Below are 24,165 nucleotides of genomic sequence, written 5' to 3' on the forward strand. Positions count from 1 at the left end.
GCCGCGCCCAACGAGGGCCTGTGAGCAAATGTAAAGCAGGGACTACGCGTCTCGAATGATGTAATGTAGGTGCACGATGATGTCGTTTAAGTTCTCCACCACATCTCGTTGTGCGTTATCGTCCTTGCCCGCATGGAAAATATTGAGCGACAGCTCACCCTGGGTGACATCCATGCCCTCAAACGGCAAGAAACGACTGTCGTTAAAATCGGTGACAAAACGACCGCTATCGTTCAAGCCGTGCGAGAGCGCCGCCGTCTCCGTCCCTGATGTCAGCGTCGCCTCGATGTCCTGATAGGGTCCCAGCAGCGTCGGCAGCGTTACCGCAACGCTCTTGATCCGACGCACCTTTTCTTTCATGTTGTAGGACTTGTCCAGCCCTAACACGCTCAAGTCCAGCGTGACTTGGAAAATATTGTCCTGCAGCGATAGACTCACGCCCCCGGACGGTGACACGGTTTTGTTGTCCAACACGTCTTGAATGGCTTTTCTAAGGGTGCCGGCACCGAACAACGTATCCAGCGATACCGTGCGTGTTGCCTCCAACCCCTTAGCGCCGCGCGCCAGCCACACGCCTTCAAGCTTTTGCAGCTCTACACTTAGCCCTTCGCCTGCCAATAGGCCCTGCCACAGGTTGTCCCACACTGGTACCCGAAACACACTATCCGTATCTTGGGCGCCCAGCTCTTTCACAAGCGCCGCTTTTGCCTGCAGGCAAATTGGCAGCGTGACATCGTACAGTTGGTAATACAGTGCGGACAGACGCGCCGCTAGCCAGTTATATAAAGCTTGCCCGGTAAAACGCGTGGTCTGAAGCTCGTATAGCGCCTGGGCATGCGCTTGCTCGGTTTCAGCCAGTGTGATTTGTTTTTGGGCCATCGCAATTTGTTCGGTCAGGCTTTTGATTTGCGCGTCTAGCTGGGTCGCTTCGTTTTTGGCAATATCATGTTGCAGTTGCCATTCTTCTTGGCGGCGCTGATAGCTGGCGGTCACCTCGGAAATGCCCGCGCTTTGATCTTGTGCAACGGCCGCCGCTTGCGTGGCATGCGCGGTACCTAGCACAGGCGCGCCCCATTGAGACCCGCCGTTAGCCAGACCAAACGTATTCGGTACCGCATTCGCGACGCCACCGGCAATCAATAACCCAGTCGCCGCCAGATTGGTCGTCATCGCGGTGCTGCGCAGTGTCAGCCCAGCGATTTCTGCCTCAGACAGGTTACCGTCAATCAAGTTACGAAAATGAGTTTGGCGCAATGTTGCGCCGTCACGGCTGGCTTGCAGCGCGCTCAAGCTATGCTGCAGCCCTTTTAGATTGCTCTGCTGCAAGTCTGTCTGCTGTTTCAGTACCACCTGCTGCTGCGTCTGCAACAACAGCGTCATCTTTTCATTGTCCTGACGCTCAAGCGCCATCTGCAGGCTGCTGCCAAATTGCGTTAACAAACCCACCGCGTTGCGCGCACGATCCGCCAACAGCGGGTAACGCCAGCCCTGCACATGGCTCTGGCCGTTCATCGTGCTGCTGCTCGCGCCGTCGCCTCCGGCTTGCTGGCGCTGTAGTTCGGCCGGGTCCACTGGCGTCGCATAGAGCGGCAAATTCAGCGGTTGACCCTCTAGACTCAAGTTATGACGCAGGTTATACAAGCGCAGTTCAAGCTTGTCCCAGTAGCCCAACAACACGTCGTTGTATGGCGGCAGGAAATGGCCATCGCCCATGTTGGCCGTGTCACCCGTGCGCAACCAGCTCGCGAAGGTGAGTGCGCCGGATGGATGGCCGCGAGTTGGCTCGACAAGCGCCCCCGCCTCGTCGCTCAGTGTCGGGTTAGGCCATGTGTTCGTGATGCGGATATCCGGACGCGGCCCGAGCAGTTGCTGCGCTTGGATGTAATACATTTTGGCTTCGACCAGCGTGTCGCGCTCCAGCATTCGATACGCGTGATCGCCGCGTGCGATCAGCAAATCCAGCGCATGCAAAAAGATCGCCAGCTTGTAGTGCATTGGGTCGGCCACCGCGATGACGTCTGGATCCGTAGTCGCCGGTTGGCTCGTATCCCAAGCAGTATCCAGCTGCAGCGGCATCACATTCCAATAGCGTGGTTTGCCGTTGTCATCGGGAAGCAGTTTGCCTTCGTCATCACGGTAGCCGCTGCTATTAAAGATACGCTTAAACCAAGTGTTTGCCTCGTCATACCACTGTTCAGTTTGCATCCGCACGGCCACCAGAAACGGTATATGAAAGAAGATTTCCCACACGTACATTCCATAAGAGCCACTGAACGCGGGTAGGCCGCCCAAATCCTTTTGTACGTCATAATTAAATAGTGCATCGTGCCGGTCGGCAAATAGCTTAGCCAAATCGACTTTTTTTGGCAGCTTCAGTGCAATTTCCTCACCACTTGGTAGCTTGAATTTTTCTGACGACGTAAAATCACCATAATTATCAAACTTTAAAAAATTTTCTATTTTTTTGCCATTTTTATCATTAAAATCAGCGCAGAAATTAAACCTGACATAATTATCATTATTTCCATGAGTAATTTTAAATTCTACCTTCGTATCGCTTGAATAATAAGGAATATTTGAGAACTCATAATCCCCGACAATATCCAATTTTTTTATTGTGTTACCGTAATTATCTTGTAGCACAACCCCAGTTTTCGGAGTTGCCCCCGTGTTAGCATTTTTTAAGACAAAAGAAGATCCAGATAAAATAAACTCTTCATCAGATCCATATTGTGTTTTTATATGCTGATATTCAAATGTATAAGTTACGTCTTTGACCTCAACCTCATCAAAGTATGCGTAACAATAGGCAATATTTTTTTCCTTTGATACCCAGTTAAAATTTTCATTTAGCAACCAAATATTTTTTTCACAATTTACCCCCTTCACCCCCTTGTCTATGAAACTATACCAATAAACATTTAACCCTTCATTATCCCAAAAAACATTGACTAATCCGTTGTACGGATCTACTATCCCAGCCGTTATTTCTCGCCACTCGGTCCACTGATTCGGTACCAATTTACCATTTTCATCAACCAGTGTTAACTTTCTCCAATAGAATTTATAAGGCTGACTCTGCGTGCGTGCCGCAAAGAATATCGTCTTTTCGCCCCCACCTTTGGCTGCATTGATATACTCAAGGTTGGCAAGGGTATCGTACTCAATCAAATACTCGCCTATTTTCGACTGAACCAGTGCGTCGCTTAATTTTCCTTGCGATACCCCCTGCTCCAGCGTCTGAAATAGCTGGGTCTTATTCAAGCGTAACGTCGGATCAATATAGTTGCCCGCATAGAACTTCAAACGCTCCTTGCCGGCCCATGTGCTATAGCGTCGGTTAAAAGCGTCCCAGTTGTACAGAAACTGCTCCTGTGCAAAGTACGACTTTGCGTTGTCCGCCAACTCGCCGTCATAGCCTTCCATCGCCCGATGGATAAACAACTGCAAGCTGCTAATCGCTTCGGCCAGTGGTGACGTGCTCACGCGATCGCTGATTTGAGTGTCTAGCAGCAAATACTCGTACAAATCATTGGCAGTATGGATGCTGTCTTTTAAGTCTGCCGGTACCTGCGTCGCAATATAGCGATCCACCAGTGCGTCGCGGCGCGCTTCCTTCAAAGTTTGTGAAAATAGTGAGGCTGACATCATTCGGCTCCTTTGAATTTTTTATTGGCGGGCACTGATCCCTGCACTTAGGTTCTGAGCCACTGCCGCTAATAAGGTACGGTCTTCAGCGGACGGGTCGGCCCGCATCATCGTCTGAAGTTGCTCCAACGTGGTAGTCCCAACGTTCAGCGCTTGCCCCGCACGCAACCACGTTAGCAAGTGCCACAGCACATCAAAGCTTTTCGGCCATGTGTTTTTTCCCAATAATGAGACACTCATTTGCGCGACGGTCTTCGTGTCCATTTTATGCAGCGACGCGATTAGCGCAGCGGCCGCATCAAACGTCATCTCCTGGACATTGAGCTGATCAAAACAGCGCATCGCCTCATCACGGGAAACCACCACCTGCGTTTGCCACTGCTTGAAGCGCGACAGCGTCAATAACAGTGTCATATCCGGTGCAGGAACGGTGACGGCTCCGGCCACCAGGCGGTCCGGATAATTCGTGAGCAACTGCAAGTCTTGCTCGGTCAACGTCAGCCATTGCGCAATCAGCACCAGCTGACTGAGGCGCTGCGTCGCCAGTACAAGCGCCGTATCCTTTTGCAAGTCGTCCAAACTCACGTTGGCTTGACTGAACCGTGTTTGAATGGCATGCCAGTAGTTAGCCAGCGTATATGCATTCTCTGTATCTACTGTGAGTTTCTCTAGCCACGTGGTCACCCCACCCATTACATTGCTTTTCAGATTGAAGCCCGCAGCCAGCGCGCGCAGCACCTTTTGCTGCAGCGCTTCATCCAGCGCGTCCTGCCGAGTGGCAGCGGTGCTGGGGGGATTGACGCTATCACAGACGTTTTTCAGAAAATTAAACATCTCCGCGGTAGCCGTGCCGCTCCAAACGGTACTCACCATCCCCTGCAGCTGGAACAGGTTCAGTCCCACTGAAGCCATCCAGTCCAGGACCTTTTCCGTGCGGCTCAAAATCGCCAGGGGGGCCAGCGACTGCCGCTGCCCTAGCTGTTCCAACAGCGTGTCCTGCCCACCGGCCATCAAGCGCCACAATACTTCGGTTTGTGCAAATGTCAGCCCTAGCAAACGCGGAATGGCGCCAAAGCGATACAGCTGACCCGCGCTGTGTTCATCCAGCGTGAACGTGCCCGCTTCTCCAAAGCACCAGCGACCAATCCGCTCGAATTCGTCGCTGGTCACACCTAGCGCCTTGCAACAGATCGCGGACAGCGCATCCTGCTGATCTCGTGCATAGTTCACCGTTGTGCCTAACGCAATTGCGTCACCGCCGTCGACCGGGCGGAACGCGGACGCATAAAAGCTAGGCACTTGGTCCGGCGCATACGGATTGGCGGCGTCAATAAAAGTCACAAACGTGTTGACGTCCAAACCGTAACGCTGTTTCAGCCGCACATATTCGGCCAAGGCTTCCAGCACGGGTTTGTCCAGTACCGGCTTATTGTGATGTTCCGGCACACAGCGACTCGCATTGACGATCACCCAATCCAGCGCCTCAAACAATAGCCCGGTTAAGCTGGACAGGCGTACCAGTTTTTCCGCACGGCCTGTCAACTCAACCACCGTCTCGTCCGTCAAGTTCAAGTTTTTGCCGTCTTTCTGTACCCACAAGTAGCGGGCTGGGTCCGCGTCAGCGTCGTCCAGTGCACCATTCAAATAGGCTGCACCGTACTCGTTCACGCGAACAGGCTCTTGCTTGCCAAAGCGCAAAAAGCGGCTGCGCGCGCCGCTTTCCTTGCCGTTTTCATCGTAAGCGTACTGCGCAGTCAGTTCCAGCAATTGGTTAAAGCGCAGGCGAGTTTTTTCACAGAAGGTGGCGATTGAATTGAGCGTCGTCGCTAACGAGCCCGCACTGCGCAGACTGACGTCCTCCATACCGTAGTGGTCGGCGATATCCGTTTCGCTCAGCTCGGGGTTGGTCATCAGCTGATAGCTCACCGGCGTCAGCGACAACGTCTCACGCGCCGGCGGTGAGGGCTGCTCAAATACGACTTCGGGAAACGGCGTTGAGCCGTCTTCGATCGGTTGGCCTCCGGCGTCTTTGCGCATCGTCACCAACAGCGCCTTATCCCGTGGGGCCGTCACGATCAGTGCGTCTTTCCAGTTGGACTGACCGGAAGTGTCTACCCCAACATACCCTTTACCGGTCTTCAAATAGTATTGGTTTTTTTGCCTGCCGGGTATCAGCGTGATCGGCAGATGAAAACCGGACTGGGGTTCGGTGCCACCCGATCGGCTCGCCATCTGCGCAAAATTGCCGTCCTTATCGGGATTGGTATTGTGATTGCCTCTTAGAAAGCAGCCATTTAACACGTTGGCGGAGCTACCTGCCATCTGTGTCCCATCCGGTACCCCCAAGTAATAGCAATGTTGTTCAACTGACCAAGTCAACACCAGAGGGGCTACGATGGCTGCGGCTGCATGATCGGCATTGCCCGCCACCAGTTGCGCGCCAATGACTCCACTGCCGTTTGTATAATGTGACAGATACACCATGGGCTCTGTGTTGCCGTCTAGCGCCTGCAGATAAAACACGTTGCCCGTCAGGTAATCACCGTCTGCCCGCGTACTCCCAACTCGGCGGGCGGCACCAAACATAAAAGCTTGCTGCGAGACGGCCTGAGCGGTGGCATCGGTCAGCGTGTCCCACAGGCCATTTAACGTTCGCGCCTGAGCCGACAACGCGGCATTGATTTGCGCCAAATTGTCGTCGTAGGGCAGCGTCATCGGAAAATATCGATCAGACAATGCGTCGATAGGCTCACCACCCGATTGCAGCACCTGCAGCAAGAGATCGAGCGACGTGACCTGTTGCTGCATCGTGGTTTCGCTCAGCACCAAGTCTTTTAGATCCGGCCGACGTTGATCAATGTGTAAATGAGAATCCGTACCGTGCAGTGCACTCGCCACGCGGTACAGCGCGGCAGCGTAACGACCGGGGGAAAACAGCGATTGAATGGAGGCAGCGTCCGCATACGCGCTGGCGCGCTCCATCAGATCAGAGAAGTCGCCATCACCGCCAATATTGCGGATTAGCGCATCTTTGAGCGCGGGCGCATCCGGCCAGGTATTGAGCTTCGCGAGTTTGCCTATCACGGGCTCCTGACGCAATTGCCAAGCGCGATAAAGGGCTTTCAAGTTATCCGCACGCTGGCGCGCCTGACGGTACACCGCACGAGCATCCTTAGCCGTCAGAGACGGGATAGATTCCACAAAAGCAGCACGGCTGATTGATGCGATATCGAACACATTGCGATAGCCGGCATCAAGCAGCCGTTGGTCTGGATTGCCCGACTGAAAGGTGAGTAGTTCTGCCATCTTTTTAGAACGCTAAAGGAGATAAGGTGGGAAAGGTGAGCACATGCCTTAGAACCACTGCACTTCCCAATTCGAATGCTGAAGCGAAAGCGATCTTGGCCTCATTAACCGTCGAAAAATCGACGAAAACAACATAGAAAAACTCATCTTGATAAGCTATACTAATCATTTTCCATTAATGGGTAATCACGTTTGGTTAGGGCAGTGTTACACCCGCGACCATCCAACTGAGCGCGCTACACGAAGGATTGATTGCCTCAAACAACGGCGCTCAACACCTGCCCATCTTGAAAGCAAGACGTCGTGATGACGCACAACGCGCTCACAGCAAAGCCGTCTCGCTGTACGTTAAGCGGACAAAGTTTGGGAACAGAATAAAACAGGAAAATTAGACGTGCCGCGCAGGCGCGAGGCCATGATGCTCAAGCTGGGGTACTTCTTCATTCTCTTCCCTCCAGACTTCGTTTGTATTCAGCCAAAACGGTTACTGCGCTGCGATGCGCCCGTTCGCTGGCAAATCATCTCATCACTTGGCTGCGACTCACCACGTATCCAAGCGTCGTGCCCAACTGCCATATGCTGCTTTGACACCTAAGGTAGCAACCACTATAAAGCACTAGCCGGAAAGCATCCAAGCGAATTCCCTTTATTCAATGCGACAAATTGCCGTGAGCACCGCCAAGCGTTGACCTGCAGAGGCTGGGCTGCCTCACAGAAAAATACGGCTGCGCGCCAGGCGCCCCCCGCACAATCGCATGATATGAAACAGCTCGATTGTCTCGCCCATCATTGAATCGCCATTGCGCTACGCCAACGATCATTCAGCAGCAGCGCTCCGACGCTTTGGCGCGTAACCTGGCGCCGAACCAGTGCCACTGTTTTTTAATGGAGCGACCGATCTGAGATTGCAGCGCTGAATCCGACCGCCGCACGGTAACGATCACCGCGTCATGCACAATCAGGCAGTCGTCGCTTTGCTGCTCAGTACCGGCGTTACCTCCGTCGAGTCGCGCGGTGCGCGCAGCGTCACGATCTCACCGGCTCACGTGCCCGTGCTCGCCCGATGACGCTTTTAACTGACGTGCCGACGCAAATCCCCACAGGATTTCCCGGCAATGGCTTGCCATCAGCGATCCTCACTACCGGGCGATGACCGCGCCCACGTAGCGTGCTCGCGCCGTATCGCACCGCGCCGCCAGCGCGGCGTCCAATCCGTCGATGATGATGACAGGCGGGAACCGGATGCAGCCCGCGTATCCCACAGACGTGTAAACTGCTGTCTTTTTGACTCTGGTGGTATGGTGCAAGTCCCCCGGCCAACGGCGTCCGGCGCGCCGACGCTCGTTCGTCTACTTGCGCGGCTCGCGCAACTCGATGTAGCCGAGTCCGGACAATCGTTGCCGAACCAATTGAGCCAATGGCTCGGCTGGACCGACGCCATTGCGTTGTCAACCGCGCTCAACGCCAATACGTACGGCGTCGCATCGGACGCGGCCGGCGTAGCGGACATGGGCAATGACGCGTCGGCGCATACTGCCGCCGTGCGCATGTCGCTAATCTGCCGCATCGATGCCGCTTGCGGCTTCGCCACCGCAGCGCGCCACACGGCCCCGCCCGCAGCGCTGCGCGGAGCGAGCGGCGACACCGTGCCCGACTACGCCGATTTTCGCCACCGCTACGTCAGCGTGCAGCACGCGATGGCAACGGCTATCGGTGCGCTGCGGGGGCGGCTGCGCGCGATGCTAGCGATGCGCGCGCCGGATTGGGCGCGGCTGTGCGCGGTCGATACCGTCATGGAGCAGGCACTGGCCGCACGCGAGCATCACCTGCTGGCCAACGTGCCCGCGTTGCTCGGCGCGCATTTTGCCCGCTTGCGCGACGCCGCGCATCCGCCCGCGCCGCCGGCACAGGCGCAAATGCAACAGCAGGCGTGCACGCAAGTTCCGCTTCAAACTGGCGCGCCGCCGCCTGCGGGCGCGCCTGGCAACTGGCTGGACGTATTTCGCCACGATATGCGCAGCGTGCTAATCGCCGAACTCGATGCCCGGTTGCAACCGGTGCAGGGACTGCTGTCGGCCTACCGTACCCGCTAACCAACATGCTATGACCCGCTATCGCCTTAACGTTGTTGTCTTCTTGGCCGGCCTGGCCGTCGTAGCCTGGATCGGCGCCGGCTACCTTGGCTCCAACCTGCTGGCCTCGGCCGTCACGCTGCTGATCGGCTCCGGTTATTTGGCGGGTGCATTGGAATTGCGCCGTCACCAACAGGCCACTGTCACGTTGACGCGTGCCGTGGCCAGCCTGTCCGGCCCCCTGCCGACGCTGGAATCCTGGCTGGCACCCTTGCCTACCGGCTTGCGCAGTGCGGTGCGCCTGCGGCTGGACGGCCAGCGCGTCGCGTTGCCGGGCCCGGTGTTGACGCCCTACTTGGTGGGATTGCTGGTGCTACTCGGCATGCTGGGCACCCTGCTCGGCATGGTGACGACATTGCGCGGCACCGGCGCCGCGCTGCAAAGCGCGACCGATCTGGACGCTGTCCGGGCGTCGCTTGCCGCGCCGGTCAGCACACTGGGCTTCGCGTTCGGCACATCGATTGCGGGCGTGGCGGCATCTGCCATGCTGGGCCTGCTTTCCGCCCTGTGCCGCCGCGAGCGCATCGAGGCCGCACAGCAGCTTGATACCGCCATTGCGACGACATTGCGCGCCCATTCGAGCGCTCACCAGCGTGAGACGACTTTGCAGGTCTTGCAGCGGCAAGCCGATGCGTTGCCTGCACTGGTCAACCAGTTGCAAACAATGATCACGCACATCGAGCGGCAGACACGGACGTTGAGCGAGCAACAACTCGCCGGGCAGCAAGCCTTCCTCGACAAGGTCGAGCACGCGCACGCGCGCCTCACCTCATCCGTGACGCAATCGTTGACAGAATGCGTGGCCGACAGCGCCCGCGCTGCGGGTACAGCGCTGCAGCCGGTCGTCCAGGCGACGATGGCCGGCCTAGCGCGCGATACGGCATCGCTGCACGATACCGTCGCCAGCGCCGTGCAACAGCAGTTGCATGCGCTGTCCACGAGCCTGGACGCGACCACGCGCAACGTGGCGGCGGTCTGGAGCGAGGCATTGGCCGACCATCAGCAATCCAATGACGCGCTGCTCGAGCACCTTCGCGTCTCGGCGGACCGATTCGCAGAGGAGGCCGAACAACGCGCCGCGACCCTATTGCAAACGCTGTCGGCACGTCTGGAAGCCAATGTGGCGACGCTTGCCCAGACTTGTCAGCAGACGCTAACGCGGCAGGAGCAGTCCGCGGAGCAACGCGCTGCGGACCATCAGCACGCGCTCGAAACGGCCGTTGCGACGCTTGTGCAGCGCTCGATGGCGTCGCTGGATGCAATGGAGCAATCGCAGGCACAGCTGCGTACCGAACTGCAGTCGCAGGACGAGCACCGGTTGGCCACCTGGACCACGGCGCTGACTTCCATGGCCGCCACGTTGCGCCATCAATGGGATGAAACCAGCATGCACGCAGCGGCGCAGCAGCAACAGATCTGCGACACGCTGGCGCGGACAGCACAACAGATCTCAGCGCAGGCCAACGAGCAGGCACACGAGACGATCGCAGAAATCGGTAAGCTCGTGCAGGCCGCGTCGCAGGCGCCGCTAGCCGCAGCGCAGGTGATCGCCGAGCTGCGCCAGCAACTGTCCGATAGCCTCGAGCGCGACACAGCGTTTCTGCAGGAACGTGGCCGAGTGCTCGAAACGCTGGCGACGCTACTCGACGCGGTCAACCATGCGTCCAACGAGCAGCGCTCGGCCATCGACGCACTGGTCACGACATCGGCGAGCCTGCTGGAACGCGTCGGCAACCGGTTCACCGACGAGGTCCGAGCCGGCACGCAACAGCTGGAGACCACCGCGGCGCAGCTCACCGGCAGCGCGGTCGAGATGGCCAGCTTGGGCGAAGCGTTCGGCGCAGCGGTCCAGTCCTTTGGCGCGTCCAACGATACGCTGGTCGAGCATCTGCAGCGCATCGAAGCGGCGCTCGCCAAATCGCTGACGCGCAGTGACGAGCAGCTCGCCTACTACGTCGCGCAGGCGCGGGAAGTCATCGATCTAAGCATGATGTCGCAGAAGCAGATCGTCGAGCAGTTGCAACAGCTCGCCACGCAGCAGGCTTGTGCGGGAGCCGAAGCGCCATGAACGACGACATCGACGGCGGCGTGGACGCGGCGGCGCCCATCTGGGCCGCGTTTGCCGACATGATGTCGGTAGTGTTGGGTGCGTTCGTGCTGATTCTGGTTGGCGTCATCGGCATGCAGCTGCAATTGTCGTCCAAGCTTGAGAACGAAGTCCGACAGCGGCAAATGGAAACACAGCGCCGCAAGACGCTGGAACAGGCATTGGCCGGGCCGCTGGCCGCCGGACGCGTGACACTGGTCAACGGCCGTATCGGCATCAGCGGCAGCGTACTATTCGCGCTTAATTCGGACCAGTTGCAACCCGAAGGCCACGAGCTGTTGAAAAGTCTTGCCAAGCCGCTTCGCGCGTACCTGGGCGCCCGAGACGAAATCCTGATGGTGAGCGGCTTCGCCGATGACCAGCAAGTCCACGCGGGCAATCGTCGCTTCGCCGATAACTGGGAGTTGTCAGCCCAGCGCGCATTGACGGTGACGCGTGCGTTCATCTCGGAAGGCGTGCCGGCATCGTCGGTGTTCGCCGCCGCGTTCGGCTCCGAACAGCCGGTAAGCTCGAATGCCGATGACGCTGGACGGGCCCGGAACCGGCGCGTGGAGATTGCCGCCGTGCCAAAGCCCGCCGCCACCCACGGTGAACGCCGTGAGCCGTAGCGAAACGCATGCGCGAGCCCAGCTCGACGCATGGCGAGCATCTGGCGCCGATCGCCTGGACCCAGTGCGCTTCCGCTTCATCAACGCGCTGCAGCGGCGCACGGCCGGTCACGTCGGCGCGGTGCGGCGTCATCTGGAACGCCGGCTTGGCGAGTTGCTCGATGCGTATGCCGCCGATCTCGAGCGGGCGGCTCTGCGCTCCAGCGACGCAGAGGCCGCAACGGCATCACGCGAGCCCGGGAACCCTACGCTCGCGGCGTTGCTCGACTACATTGCTGCACGCAAACCCGCGCACGGCGACGCCGGTGCCCTTGCCGCCGCGCCGCACCCCGTGCCTGAACTGGGGCCGGCCACGCTGGATTATTTTAGAAAGACCTGGGCCAGGGTCCGCATTGAAAAGCAGCTTCGGCAATCGCTGAACCAAGTGCCGAAAAATGCCGGTCCGCTCAATTCCAGCAGTCTCGTGCACCGGTCGCTTTTGTTGATGCGCGAATTATCACCCGGATATCTACAGCAGTTCCTCGCGTACGCGGACACCTTATCGTGGATGGAGCAATTGAATAGCGAGAGCCCGGCATCGACCAAGGACATCGCGCTTGCCGCCGTTGCCCGCAAGAGCACCCGAGGCAAATCGCGCTGAAGCGGTGTGCTGTTCCGCGCCTTTCATGCGGGCGCCACCCTTCGTCCCAATCGCAGCGCCCGGGCCCATGCCGCGTCCGGCTCGCCAATGCCTGAGCGCGAGTGCTCGAGCTCCCAAACTATGCCGCCCACCCAAGATGCCCAGCGCCCCCCCGCAGGCTCGGCGCGGTGTTATGGCAGCGCAAAGCGCCGCGCGTTGTCCATCGACAAGCGCGAGCCATACCCGTGCACGCCTCGTTTGTGCCTATCAGCCGCACCCGCATTCGTCCCGCCCGTCGGCAATATCCGCGCGCGGGACACGACTGCGCTCCTGCGCGCGTCAGCCTCGTCCCCATTCGGCAAAGCTGCCGTCACGATGCGGCAATCGTAAGAACAAAAGACATTCACGCTTGCGCGAAAAGGGCGTGCCCGGCACGTCGGGCACGAGTATTGCACCCCGCCAGGCATGCAACGAAAACGGCGGCGGGCGCAGCTCGATAGCACGCCACCCGACCTCGGACATTGTCCCCCGACTCATCCGCCCATGACGGAACACATCGACAAGCAACGCAACACGCGCCAACGCACCAACCCGCCCTCCCCGTCACGAGCCCAGCAGGCGCCGATTCAGTTTGCGCAGACCGTGCATGCGCTAGCGCGGCACGGCGATCCTGCAGTGAGCAACGTGACGTTCGTACTTGGCGCCGGTTTTTCCCATGCATGGGACAACCGCTATCCGACCGGCACCGATCTGTTTGACTTTACTGGCGACGACTGGGCGAGCGAATCTCCGTTCCTGGAAGATTTCCTACGGATGATGCATATCGATCGCACCGTCGGGTTGGGCCGATCCGCGTTTCTAGACATCGTCTATCAGGTGGGCATGTTGAAAAAGTATCCGCTGATCCGCAACCGTTACGTTGACGAGTTCTATTTGGAGCTGGTGGAACGTGAATTGCGCTACGCGGTACTTCGCAAGTTCCATCAGCATGTCAAGCCTCCTACGCTGGTCGGCGACACGCTATCGTTCGGCCAGCCACTCAGCGACGCCCAGACGGCGATCAGTTCACTGTTTGCCGCGCTGCAGGAGCATGCGAGCGCGACATCGGCTGGCGAGCGGCCCGCACCCCGCATCGGCGTGAATTTCCTGACGACAAACTACGACTTCGTGATCGAGGCGATGGTGGATACAGCGCTCCGACGTGCCCGTTCGCGCGAGTTATATCGAGGCTTCACGCCATTCGCCTGGTGTGGCGAGACGCACGGGCGGGCGGTGGCGGTGCCCTTTGCGAGCGGTTATTTGCTGAAACTCAATGGAGGGTTTGAGATCTATCGGCGTGAGGGTCATTTTGAAGTTGACTACCGTCGCCGCGACACGCAAGTACTGCGCAGCAACCCGCCGGACATCATGCTGCCATCGCGCGCTCAAGACTACGACCAGCCCTATTTCCAGGCGCTGTTCCCAAAGGCCGTGCGGCTGCTGCGCGAGTCCAGGGTCGTCGTGCTGGTCGGCTACAGTTTCCCGGACGAGGACGCGCTGGTGCGACTGCTGCTGCGCCAATTTGCCGAAGCGCCGGCCGACGGACGCCAGCGTGTGCTGTACTACATCGATCTAGCTGACGTTCAAACGCAGTTTGCTCATGCAAGAAGCGCCTTTCCGCATGCCAGCGCGCACGGAGGGCTCGCAGTATTGCCGTGGCGGGGCAGTTTCAGCGAATGGTGCAGTATTGCTGTTCGCTCGCTGTGATAGTTCCGGCACGCCCCAAACCCAACGCGCAAGGCCAGCTGCCGTCCGATGCTACCGCATCGCCTGCGGGTACGAAACGTCCGTTCCCAGCCGGCAAGTCTGAGCTCTGCCACGCGTCAACGGCCGCATGGCGCCGACGTGTGACACGGTTCCTTTAGGCTTGGCGAGCCTGCGGATTGCCGACCTTCTCGGCAAACTGCGTCAGCTTTTGATCCGTCGCCTTCTCCTCATCGAGGGTGGCCTTGAGCAACGGCACCGCGTCATCCTTGCCGAGATGCTTTGCGAACGCACACAGCGTGCCGTAAGACGCAATCTCATAGTGCTCCACTTTTTGGGCTGCACCGATCAGCCCTGCATCGAGCACTGGCCCCTTCTCGATTTCGTCCAGCAGTTCCGTGCCTTCCTCAATCAGCCCCTCCATTGCCACGCATTTGATCCGTTTCAGCTTGATGCCGCATTTCTCGACCACCTGATCGATGCGCTCGACTTGCTCATGCGTTTCCTGCAAGTGCGTCTCGAAGGCCTGTGCGAGCTCTGGATTCGTGCTAGCACGCGCTAGCTTGCCGAGCGCGCGTGTCAATTGCTTCTCCGCGCTGTAGATGTCAGATAACGAATGGATAAACAAGTCTTCCAAGGTCTTGCGTGCCATATTGAGCCTCCTTCATCGAACTCTTAAGGAATACGCCGCACGGGTGTACTCGCGCTGGCCTCGCTTATCCCGCAACGCCCATGCCCGGACACCGGCACGGCTTCAACAAGGTCGCCGCCACGACGCCGTCGCCCGCTCACCGCGCCAAGCTCATGCGGCTAGGCATGGCAAATGCGCCATACATGAAGCTTTGTAACCAGGAGGTGTTATGGCTTTATCCTCGCTTGCGGCACTGCCCGTTACCACTGCGATCCGCGCCGACCACACCCACGTGCTGGCGGCCTTTCACCGCTACCGCCACAACTCGCCCTGGTGGCACAAGCGCGCGATCGTGCGCACCGCATGTACCGCGCTGGAAATCCACACACAGCTTGAGGAGGAAATTCTTTACCCAGCACTCGCACGCGTCGATCCGGACAATGACGTGCTGAAGAAAAGCAAGCCCGAGCATGACGCGATACGGCAGGCGATTGAACGACTGCGTAGCATGGGACCGGAAAACGCTGTTTACGACAGTCTTTTCATGCAATTGATGCGCACTGTGATCCATCACGTCGCCGACGAAGAAACGGTGTTGCTGCCGCGTGTCGAACGTGTGCTCGAAGCCGAGTTGGCGAGCCTGGGCGCCGCAATGACGCGCCGGCGCATCCAACTACTCGGGGCGCACCGGCCAGCACGCATCGCGCTCGATACAGCCGTCACCTTCTCGATCGCCACGGCGCTGCTAGGCGCGTTGACCGGCATCGCCATATTGCGCTGCTTTGCAACCCATCGCACCGGCGGTGCATAGCGAGATCGATCATGTCAGACACACCGGACGCCCCGGAATTCAAACCCGCAGCCTACCCCTATGCATCGGGTGGCTGGGGCTCGCTGAAGGCGGTCGCCAATATTCTTACGAAGGAAAAAGTCGCGCTCAAGGGTAGCGGTCTGCTGATCCATCAGAACAAACCCAATGGCTACATGTGCGTGGGCTGCTCATGGGCAAAGCCTGCGCGGCCGCATCTAGCCGAGTTTTGTGAAAGCGGTGTGAAAGCCACCGCGTGGGATGTGACGAAAAAGCGCGTGACGCCGGACTTCTTCGACGTTCACACAATAAGCGAGTTGGCTACCTGGCATGACCGTGATCTGGAAGAAGCGGGCCGCCTCACTGCGCCGTTGCGCTACGACCGCACGCAGGATAAGTACGTCGAAGTAAGTTGGCAGCAGGCGTTCGATGAAATCGGCCGCGAATTGCGCGCGCTCGATCCCGCGCGGGTGGTGTTCTACACGTCAGGGCGGGCGTCGCTCGAAACATCGTACATGCTGCAACTGTTCGCGCGTCTTTTTGGCACCAACAATCTGCCAGACAGCTCGAACATGTGTCACGAAAGCAGCAGCGTCGGCCTCAAGGAAGCCATCGGCGTAGACGTCGGCACCATCACGCTCGAGGACTTCGAAAAGACTGATTTGATGTTTTTCTTCGGCCAGAACGTCGGGACCAATAGCCCGCGTATGCTGCATCCGCTGCAGCACGCGCGCAAACGTGGCGTGCCGATCATTACATTCAATCCGCTACGCGAACCGGGACTGATCCGCTTCGCCAATCCGCAGTCGCCCGCGCAAATGCTCACCCCGGCCACCACGTCGATCAGCACCCAGTACCACCAGGTCAAAAACGGCGGTGACAGCGCCGCGATCGTCGGCATCTGCAAGGCCGTGATCGACGCCGATGACCAGGCTCGGCAAAGCGGCGCACCGCGGGCGATCGATGTGTCGTTCATTGAACAGCACACGAGCGGCTACGACGCGTTCGCCGACTATCTGCGCAACACAGCATGGACCGACATCGAGGCGGCCAGCGGGCTGACGCGTGACGCGCTGCAGGCAGCGGCGGCCGAATACATGAAGGCCGACGCGGTGATCGCACACTACGGGATGGGCCTTACGCAGCACCGGCTGGGTGTGCAAAATGTGCGTCTACTATGCAATCTGTTGTTCCTGCGCGGCAACATCGGCAAGCCGGGCGCGGGGCCCTCACCGGTGCGTGGGCACTCGAATGTGCAGGGACAGCGCACGGTCGGCATCACTGAGAAGCCGGAACTCGCGCCGCTGGACCGACTCGCCAAGCAGTTCTCGTTCAACCCACCTCGCGAAAAAGGACTGAACACCGTCGAGACATTTGAGGCCATGCTCGCCGGCAAGATCGACGCGGTGCTCAACCTCGGCGGCAACCTAGTGCGCTCCGGCCCAGACCGCTCGCGCATCGAGCCGGCCTGGCGCAAACTGCGGCTCACGGTCAACGTCGCCACCAAATTGAACCGCTCCCACCTGTTGCCGGGCGCGATTTCCTATGTGCTGCCCTGCCTGAGCCGCATCGAAATCGACCGGCAGGCAAGCGGCGAGCAAGCCGTGTCGATCGAAGACAGCACTGCATGCATTCACGGCTCCCGTGGCTATGCGCAGCCGGCCAGCGACAAGCTGCGCTCGGAGCCTTACATCGTCGCCGGGATAGCGAAGGCTACGCTGGACCCGCGTGCGGGGCCCGACTGGGACGCGTGGCGTGACAATTATGCGCTGGTACGCAGCGAGATCGCCCAAACGTATCCGGACATGTTCAAGGACTTCGAGCGGCGCATGGGTCAACCGGGTGGTTTCCCGCGCCCACTGCCGGCACGCGAGCGGCACTTTGCCACGGCATCGGGCAAAGCCGAATTCCTTGTGCCCGCGGCGCTCGACAAGGACTCGGACATGCTGCGGCGCGAGCCGGATGCGCTGCGGCTCATGACACTGCGCAGCGACAACCAGTTCAACACAACGATTTATGCACACGATGACCGCTTCCGCGGCATTCAGGGCTCGCGAATGGTCGTGCTAATGAGCCCACACGACATCCGCCGTCGCGGCCTGCGTGAGAATGATAGGATCACGCTGCAGACCCTCGCGGACGATGGCGTCGAGCGGCGCCTTAGCGGTCTGCGCGTGCATGCCTACGATGTGCCGCCCGGCTGCATTGCCGGATACTACCCCGAGTGCAATGTGTTACTGCCACTGTGGCATCATGCCAAGCAAAGCAAGGTGCCAGCCGCGAAGTCGATTCCCGTCAGAATTCTGCACGACGACGTGCCGCCGTGACGTGAATCAATCGTACCGCGCGCCCTGCCATGAATGACAAAATGATCTTCACTGGCCATGATGCCGCCTGAGCACGTTGCAAACGTGCTTGCACGCATGCATTTTCCAGCTGTGCACGAAGCATGCTCACGAACGGGTGCATGCTCCGTAATGTTTAACGCATCCCTATCAGCACGCAGGCCGATAGCCCGCTTTTCGTCTCTAACGGCCAGGTTGGCGACGGGACCCGTTCCGCCGATGCCGCGATGCACCTGCAGTCCGAGCGTCCGGAGGAGGTTCGCCACATAGTCGGACGTCTTAACGCTCTCGAAGCCGGTTTCGGGATTCTGATGCCAATACCGGCGCCAGCACTTCAACTGGCCCTGCAGCGTGTTTTCCATTGCAGGATGCCCTTGCTAGTCAGTTCAGCGAATGCGCGCCATTGTCAGCGGTACTGGAAATGCTGCACATCAACGCGCATCCTGCGAGTCGCCTGAATGTGGCGTCAGGTCCTTGACCCATTCATGCCTGTCATCACCACGCCCCCCACCCCGGATCTACGCGAGGCAGGCCTTGAACAAGACGAACGACGAACCTGTGCGCGTCCTGCGGTTTTGGCGCGACCTGGAAACCTTCAATATCCCGACCGCCCCGACGGCGAGAGAAAATACTCCGCAAATCAAAGTCAGTCCGCTGCGCCACCGTGTCCTCAGGCCACGCTCCGCTGGCATCGCACAGAATTTGCGCCAACCGAGCAGCATGCGTTTCTGCATGGCGTCTACGTGGGCGTGGCCAACGTGGACGACCTAGCCCGCCTCGTGCTGCAAGGCATTCTGTCCAACAATGACCTCAGCGAACGCAAAATCCAGCGCATGAATGGCCAACGGTGGCTCGCCGCCTTCGTCGTCAATAAGCACGGCGTACCGCTGCCTCGCAACTACCTGGCAGCGAGCTTCACGCACGGCGTCCATGCGTTTCGCGAGACTGGCGTGCTGGATAACGTCAACGCGCGCCGGCAAAATCTTCTGCGCGCAGAAAGTCTTCGACGATGAAGGACAGCCAATCGACGGCTGGGGTGTCATTGCCGCCGTGCTGGGCAATGTCGGCGATCGGCGATCGACGATCGTTTGCCGCAGACTTCTTCCATGACGAACGCAAGGTCAAGTGGCCGACCGCCACTGCTGACACGGCAACTCATGCGCTGGATAACGACGGCGACGATGACGACGGAACAACGACGACGGACGCTGCGACCCAGCGTGCCGCCCCCTGCGACGATCGTTTGCTAACGATAAAGCAGATTTTGGAGGCGGCCGACCAGGATTACCCGCGCTATCAGGCCGAATGGAAAACCGCGAAACGCGCGTTTCTCGATACGTACGCCGGGGTTGAGGCGACGCGCTATTGAGCCGCCGCCGTAGTCACGGTGCTCGCGCGCTGCACCGCACACGGCCGCGTCACGTACGCTCAGCGAACAATTCTGTCATATCGTCCGTGTGTCTTCCTCAACTGGGAAGGTTTATTCCCATAGCCTACGCATGGTTATTATTCTGAATTTAAGGTTAATATTTAGAAATTATACTGTTTGCAAGACCCTATTATTCCGACAGATTAAACAAAGTGTTAAGCATTTAATTTTTTTGGAACAGAATTTATAGTAAAAAGAAAAATCCTATCAACAGGAATTGATCGCCACAACTATATGGATCTCAGGCCTTGCAAGTTTGCAATCTTTGTCATACCTTATAACTGCCTAACCGGCAAAGAGCTGGTAGGTATTCCATGACAACCTTAACGAGGTGTTACTATGAACCAAGCACAAGTGAAAGTACGTCCGGTAAGCATTGAAGAACGTCGCACCGCACAAAACCGTTACTGGTAAGCAAGTGCGGTAGTGTAACGGCTGGAGAGTGGTCTCGCTCTCCAGCCAAATGATTATATAGTAATTCATAGGATGGTAATATGCATGCTGTCGATTATTTTCAGGCATTCGCTGCACGCAGGATACCAGTTGTGACTGATAGCACGATTGGCTCGGAAATCGCCAAGAAGCATGGCTTTACCACAGTTGACTTTGATGATTTCGATTTCTCATCGCCTTCCAACACTGCTTTCCTGCTGATCACCACCTACGAAACGCATACGAGACTACGAGATTTGTGGGATACAGCAAAAGCTGTTGTGGCGCATTTGGCATTAGCTAAATTTGACTGCTCGGCGGAAACAATCGGTTATTCAATGGCCAAGCTTCTGACCGCGCCTTTTTCAGACACGCTCAACATGCGCAAGAACGCATACGCGGATATGCTGTGTGCAAACTGCATCGAATTTGATTCGAAAGGACAAAAATTCATATGTAGATTTAGTGATGACGTGCTGATCGCCAACAATGAAGACAAAATGGAGCCCGGTTGGATGTATTCAGTCGCCGAGTTCTTTGAAGCATCCATTGTGAATATTGCGGGAAAGGAAACAAGTTTTATTGTCAATGGTGAATTTCGTTTCGACGGCATGATTTATCTTTGTAACAATGCCGAACTGAAGCAAAAATTTGGAAATGTACTCACCCCGTTGATGAAAAATTGTGCCGCCGGAAATAACACTATCTTTTTTAAAGACAGCATTGCCGAAAAAATTTTAATTGGTGGAGTGGACGTTACGGAACAGTTTGTCAGCACGTTTAGCAAGCTTGAGCAAGGCTTAAGGGCAATGGAGATCGCGCTTGGTTGCGTCGACTACCCAGAGCCTGTAGACTGGAATCAGAATTCCGTGATTAATGAAGGCACGTTAGGTTTACATATTGGCATTGGCATGGGTTTGGAAATGCCGCATATCGATTTCATCTCATCACGAGCACGGGTTGTAGGGGCAGTCGAAGCCTAAACAGTCACTATCGTCCTTTACTCGACGTGACTTTATCCTCTGATGTAGTAGAGCAGTAAATTCATTTGAGGCTCGATGACAACAGTCATAACTACTCGTAGTTCGCAAACAAATTTCTGGAATGTGTGGGCTTCCGGAAGGGCGTGATCCTGTTGTTTGTTTAGTCGAGCAATTCGTTGGAAAATGCATCCACCAAAAGTTTGAACGGGTCTTTTGGGGACGAATGCTCAAACGAATACAACATCTGATACTTGGCCAAGCTTATTTTTAAATCAAATTTAAAATATGATCGGGGCTGGCACCAAAGACAAATCATCAATCCTTTCGTGCAAAGGTTCCAACTTGCGCTCACATCCTTCACGTCTTGCGATTGAATTAAAATTCTCAATACACGACATTAATATCAGTTGTGACTAGCGTGTTAAATTTATAAATTGCACGCTTATTTTTACGAGCAGCGAAAATTGACGAGTTTAGGAACAAATGGAAGCTGAGCGCTATTTTCAGAAATTAATCGCACGTCGCATACCGATTGTTACGGATACAATTGCAAGTGCAAAGATTGCAAAAAAACATGGTTTTGAGACAGTAAATTTTGATGATTTTGATTTTTCAAACCCTCAAAATACCGCGCTTCTTTTGATTACCACTTATTCAAAATATGAAAAATTAGAAAATTTGTGGGATATCTGTAAATCTACAGTGACTCATCTTTCAATGGTTAAGTCAGACTGTTCGCCGCAAACAATTGACTATGCCCTATCTAAACTTTTATCGTTGCACTTTGCCGATACACTAAAAAGGCGCTCGGATGCATATGCAAATATGCTTTCAACACAGTGTGTTGAGCTTGAATCGCAAGGCGAAAAAATTTCTTGTCAATTTGGCGATGAAATTTTGGTTGTAAATAACTCAAATGTGATGGAAGCTGGCTTCCCCTATTCTGCAACCGAATTCCTCGAAGCATCGCTAATAAATATTATCAATAAAAAACCAAGCTTTATCTTAGATGGAGAGTTTTGCTTTGACGGCATTATATTTCTATGCAATAACGCTGAGCAAAAAGAAAATTTTGGCAGTCAGATTCAGCGCTTTATGCAATGCTGCTCCACGGGAAACAATCGACTAATTATCAAAAATAACATTACTGAAAAAATCATAATCGGTGGCATCGATGTGACAAATAAGTATTTGAGTCTATTTGGAAATTTTGAGCACAGCTCGATTGCCATGGAGTTTGCAATTGGCTGCGCAGATTATACCAATACAGTGGATTGGTCAAAAAATTCATTGTTAAATGAAAGTACAGTTGGCGCTTACATTGGTATCGGGATGGGGTTACAAATGCCCCATATTGATTTTATCTCCGCCAAAGCAAAGATCGTAAATAAAGCGCCTTACCTGGAGATAGGGCAATAGATAAAGACCTCAGTAGCTCAGACTAGCCAATCAAGTCATCAGCGAATTGGTGAGCAGATAAAGCAAAAGGAGCGTGGAATGAACATTGAGTCGCTGCTCAAAACGAATGCGCAAATTGTCCAAGCCGGCAAACTAGGCATGCACACTGCGGTATCTTCGCAAATGATTCGCGCAGTGATGCCACACTGTTTCAGATAGCGTCGCATCGACAGCAGTCGTAGCCCTTCAGCATGAAGCCTGTTGCAGTATTTGTGTAGCCGACCATTTAACTCGCGGACAGCAAAAATCGCTTTAAGCGTCGGCTGAACACCGTCAAGTTATGACAGTTGGCGCCCTTAACCGGGGTTTTCAGGTGGTTTGTTGAGTTTCCTATGTTTATTAACAAGCTCATTAAATTTACCTTTAAAATATAAAATATTTTTTATGGAAAACAAACTTTCTCATATAAATTTACCGGTTTACCCATTAACCCCACTGCAACTTGGCATGTGGCAGATCCAGAAATCTTCCTTAGACAGTTCTCAGTTTAATATTGCTCAATTTACAGAAATCAATGGCGCAGTTGATCCCATTTTATTTGAAAAAGCTTTACGGCAGGTCGTGATGGAAGCGGAAACGCTTCGTCTTCAATTCATTGAAAACGACAAAAACGTTCAACAGCAGGTAGGCTTCCCTGTTTGGTCCATGCCAATCATCGATGTCAGTGCCGAAGACAACCCACACGCTAGCGCTATGGCTTGGATGAAAACGGAATGCCAACAAGCGTTCAACCTTTTGCATGGCCCACTTTTTTGTTATGCGCTGATTAAGGTTGCAGCAAATCAATTTTTTTGGTACCACCAGTATCATCACATTGTAATTGACGGTTTTGGCCGCTCCCTAATTATAGAGCGCGTAGCGCAAATCTATAGCATGTTGGTCCAAGACGTAGCCTTAAATGCGTGTCCCTTCGGACCAATTTCAAGGCTATTGGCAAATGATGCTGCGTATAGAACTTCTTCACAATACACAGAAGACGAGACATATTGGACAAAATATTGTGCCCATTTACCTGAGCCAGTAAGCTTTACAAGTTTGCAAGCTCCAGCCTCTAACGACTATTTAAATCAAACAGCTTATGTAGATAGGCCCGACGTAAAAGACCTTCCCGCCCGCGATCTTGTCATACTTATCACGGCTGCAGTGGCCACTTATCTTCATCAATTTACCCGTTCTCAAGACCTGGTAATAGGTAAGGTGTTTAAAGCTCGCTTTGGCGAAGATCGGCATATCCCTGGGTTAGTATGTAATAGCTTACCGATTCGACTGACTGTACAGCCCGATATGAGCCTATCGGCATTAAGAGAACAAACTGCCAAAAATGTTCGAGAAATATTGGCTCATCAACGTTACCGAACTCAGGACCTACGCCGTGCACTTAGATTGCCCAAAAATCAGCGACTATACGGCCCATCCATTAATTTTATGCCACCCGACCATAGGCCAGACTTTGGAGAACATCCATCAAAAACTTATGACCTAAGAAATCGCCAAGTCGACGATATTTGGATTACCTTATATAATCAAACTCATAAATCTCCATTACAAATTGATTTTAGCGCAAACCCTGCACTTTACACAATAGATGATCTGACTATGCATCATCATCAGCTCCTGAAGCTGATGTACGCATTTTTTGACACACCTCATCGCTTGGTCGGCGACGTCGATCTAGGCTTTGCCAAATCTGGCCTGTAAAACGAGGAGGACGTGCAGTCACCTATGTAGTATTGCGAAATTTGTAAAAATAGTTAAACTTTTTGAGTTTATTGAATAAGGTCCTTATGGTCGCATTGTCAAGACAGTTGCCCCCGAGCAAAACGCTTCTATAAATGCCCATCTAGTACACGGGCCACCAGAATTCACAATGGAAGAAGGCTGCTGGATCGCCCTGCCAACGCCAGACAACGTGCCGG

General features: G+C 55.6%; 15 protein-coding genes and 1 pseudogene. 12 read left to right on the forward strand and 4 right to left on the reverse strand.

Annotated elements, in window-relative coordinates; genetic code table 11:
- Positions 1 to 42: 42 nt before the first annotated feature.
- Together KQH60_RS08615 and KQH60_RS08620 are read right to left on the reverse strand one after the other, a co-directional pair.
- Complete coding sequence (locus KQH60_RS08615) at positions 43 to 3,648, reverse strand: neuraminidase-like domain-containing protein (protein WP_237576037.1); 3,606 nt, start codon at positions 3,646 to 3,648, stop codon at positions 43 to 45.
- A 21-nt stretch (positions 3,649 to 3,669) separates the two neighbouring features.
- Positions 3,670 to 6,954, reverse strand: a complete 3,285-nt coding sequence (locus KQH60_RS08620) for a Tc toxin subunit A (protein WP_237576038.1) — start codon at positions 6,952 to 6,954, stop codon at positions 3,670 to 3,672.
- Between the two features lie 1,298 nt (positions 6,955 to 8,252).
- On the opposite strand from KQH60_RS08620, the gene KQH60_RS08625 reads away from it, so the two are divergent.
- From KQH60_RS08625 to KQH60_RS08645, 5 genes are all read left to right on the forward strand, one after another.
- Positions 8,253 to 9,047 (forward strand): DUF3348 domain-containing protein, encoded by a 795-nt coding sequence (locus KQH60_RS08625; RefSeq protein WP_237576039.1) that lies wholly within the window; start codon positions 8,253 to 8,255, stop codon positions 9,045 to 9,047.
- 10 nt (positions 9,048 to 9,057) lie between these two features.
- Entirely contained in the window at positions 9,058 to 11,154 is a 2,097-nt protein-coding gene (locus tag KQH60_RS08630) for a DUF802 domain-containing protein (RefSeq protein WP_237576040.1), read from the forward strand.
- On the forward strand, positions 11,151 to 11,801 hold the full coding sequence (locus KQH60_RS08635) for an OmpA family protein (RefSeq protein WP_237576041.1): 651 nt from the start codon (positions 11,151 to 11,153) through the stop codon (positions 11,799 to 11,801). Before KQH60_RS08630 ends, KQH60_RS08635 begins: the two co-directional genes overlap by 4 nt.
- On the forward strand, positions 11,782 to 12,441 hold the full coding sequence (locus KQH60_RS08640) for a DUF2894 domain-containing protein (RefSeq protein WP_237576042.1): 660 nt from the start codon (positions 11,782 to 11,784) through the stop codon (positions 12,439 to 12,441). Before KQH60_RS08635 ends, KQH60_RS08640 begins: the two co-directional genes overlap by 20 nt.
- 522 nt (positions 12,442 to 12,963) lie before the next feature.
- Entirely contained in the window at positions 12,964 to 14,166 is a 1,203-nt protein-coding gene (locus KQH60_RS08645; protein ID WP_237576043.1) for an SIR2 family protein, read from the forward strand.
- 154 nt (positions 14,167 to 14,320) lie between these two features.
- Here the strand turns inward: KQH60_RS08645 and KQH60_RS08650 are convergent, their stop codons facing one another.
- A complete protein-coding gene (locus KQH60_RS08650) occupies positions 14,321 to 14,815 on the reverse strand; it encodes a ferritin-like domain-containing protein (protein WP_237576044.1) in 495 nt (164 codons plus the stop codon).
- 208 nt (positions 14,816 to 15,023) lie between these two features.
- Between KQH60_RS08650 and KQH60_RS08655 the strand changes: the two genes are divergently transcribed.
- Together KQH60_RS08655 and KQH60_RS08660 are read left to right on the forward strand one after the other, a co-directional pair.
- Complete coding sequence (locus KQH60_RS08655; RefSeq protein WP_237576045.1) at positions 15,024 to 15,605, forward strand: hemerythrin domain-containing protein; 582 nt, start codon at positions 15,024 to 15,026, stop codon at positions 15,603 to 15,605.
- Between the two features lie 11 nt (positions 15,606 to 15,616).
- Positions 15,617 to 17,929 (forward strand): FdhF/YdeP family oxidoreductase, encoded by a 2,313-nt coding sequence (locus tag KQH60_RS08660; protein ID WP_237576046.1) that lies wholly within the window; start codon positions 15,617 to 15,619, stop codon positions 17,927 to 17,929.
- Positions 17,930 to 17,961: 32 nt separating this feature from the next.
- Here the strand turns inward: KQH60_RS08660 and KQH60_RS08665 are convergent.
- Positions 17,962 to 18,309 (reverse strand): annotated as a pseudogene (locus KQH60_RS08665) (hypothetical protein); the annotation flags it as partial.
- Positions 18,310 to 18,432: 123 nt separating this feature from the next.
- On the opposite strand from KQH60_RS08665, the gene KQH60_RS08670 reads away from it, so the two are divergent.
- The 5 genes from KQH60_RS08670 (at position 18,433) to KQH60_RS08690 (ending at position 23,947) form a co-directional block, all read left to right on the forward strand.
- The gene (locus KQH60_RS08670) at positions 18,433 to 18,960 is read left to right on the forward strand and encodes a hypothetical protein (RefSeq protein ID WP_237576047.1); all 528 of its coding nucleotides are present in this window, start codon (positions 18,433 to 18,435) and stop codon (positions 18,958 to 18,960) included.
- Between the two features lie 47 nt (positions 18,961 to 19,007).
- Positions 19,008 to 19,316: a hypothetical protein gene (locus KQH60_RS08675; RefSeq protein ID WP_237576048.1), complete on the forward strand. Its 309-nt coding sequence runs from the start codon at positions 19,008 to 19,010 to the stop codon at positions 19,314 to 19,316.
- Positions 19,317 to 19,870: 554 nt separating this feature from the next.
- Positions 19,871 to 20,791, forward strand: a complete 921-nt coding sequence (locus KQH60_RS08680) for a hypothetical protein (RefSeq protein ID WP_237576049.1) — start codon at positions 19,871 to 19,873, stop codon at positions 20,789 to 20,791.
- A gap of 483 nt (positions 20,792 to 21,274) precedes the next feature.
- A complete protein-coding gene (locus KQH60_RS08685; RefSeq protein WP_237576050.1) occupies positions 21,275 to 22,210 on the forward strand; it encodes a hypothetical protein in 936 nt (311 codons plus the stop codon).
- A gap of 423 nt (positions 22,211 to 22,633) precedes the next feature.
- Positions 22,634 to 23,947 carry a condensation domain-containing protein gene (locus KQH60_RS08690; RefSeq protein WP_237576051.1) on the forward strand — a complete coding sequence of 438 codons (1,314 nt, stop codon included), beginning with the start codon at positions 22,634 to 22,636 and terminating at the stop codon, positions 23,945 to 23,947.
- Positions 23,948 to 24,165: the final 218 nt, after the last annotated feature.

It is taken from the genome of Mycetohabitans sp. B8, from assembly GCF_021991875.1.
Lineage (GTDB): Bacteria > Pseudomonadota > Gammaproteobacteria > Burkholderiales > Burkholderiaceae > Mycetohabitans.

Coding starts and splice junctions, on each gene's coding strand:
- KQH60_RS08620 (WP_237576038.1), bottom strand. CDS start 6,954: ATGGCAGAACTACTCACCTTTCAGTCGGGCAATCCAGACCAACGGCTG.
- KQH60_RS08615 (WP_237576037.1), bottom strand. CDS start 3,648: ATGTCAGCCTCACTATTTTCACAAACTTTGAAGGAAGCGCGCCGCGAC.
- KQH60_RS08680 (WP_237576049.1), top strand. CDS start 19,871: ATGCATGCTGTCGATTATTTTCAGGCATTCGCTGCACGCAGGATACCA.
- KQH60_RS08655 (WP_237576045.1), top strand. CDS start 15,024: ATGGCTTTATCCTCGCTTGCGGCACTGCCCGTTACCACTGCGATCCGC.
- KQH60_RS08650 (WP_237576044.1), bottom strand. CDS start 14,815: ATGGCACGCAAGACCTTGGAAGACTTGTTTATCCATTCGTTATCTGAC.
- KQH60_RS08670 (WP_237576047.1), top strand. CDS start 18,433: ATGCCTGTCATCACCACGCCCCCCACCCCGGATCTACGCGAGGCAGGC.
- KQH60_RS08635 (WP_237576041.1), top strand. CDS start 11,151: ATGAACGACGACATCGACGGCGGCGTGGACGCGGCGGCGCCCATCTGG.
- KQH60_RS08625 (WP_237576039.1), top strand. CDS start 8,253: ATGGTGCAAGTCCCCCGGCCAACGGCGTCCGGCGCGCCGACGCTCGTT.
- KQH60_RS08685 (WP_237576050.1), top strand. CDS start 21,275: ATGGAAGCTGAGCGCTATTTTCAGAAATTAATCGCACGTCGCATACCG.
- KQH60_RS08645 (WP_237576043.1), top strand. CDS start 12,964: ATGACGGAACACATCGACAAGCAACGCAACACGCGCCAACGCACCAAC.
- KQH60_RS08660 (WP_237576046.1), top strand. CDS start 15,617: ATGTCAGACACACCGGACGCCCCGGAATTCAAACCCGCAGCCTACCCC.
- KQH60_RS08675 (WP_237576048.1), top strand. CDS start 19,008: ATGTCGGCGATCGGCGATCGACGATCGTTTGCCGCAGACTTCTTCCAT.
- KQH60_RS08630 (WP_237576040.1), top strand. CDS start 9,058: ATGACCCGCTATCGCCTTAACGTTGTTGTCTTCTTGGCCGGCCTGGCC.
- KQH60_RS08690 (WP_237576051.1), top strand. CDS start 22,634: ATGGAAAACAAACTTTCTCATATAAATTTACCGGTTTACCCATTAACC.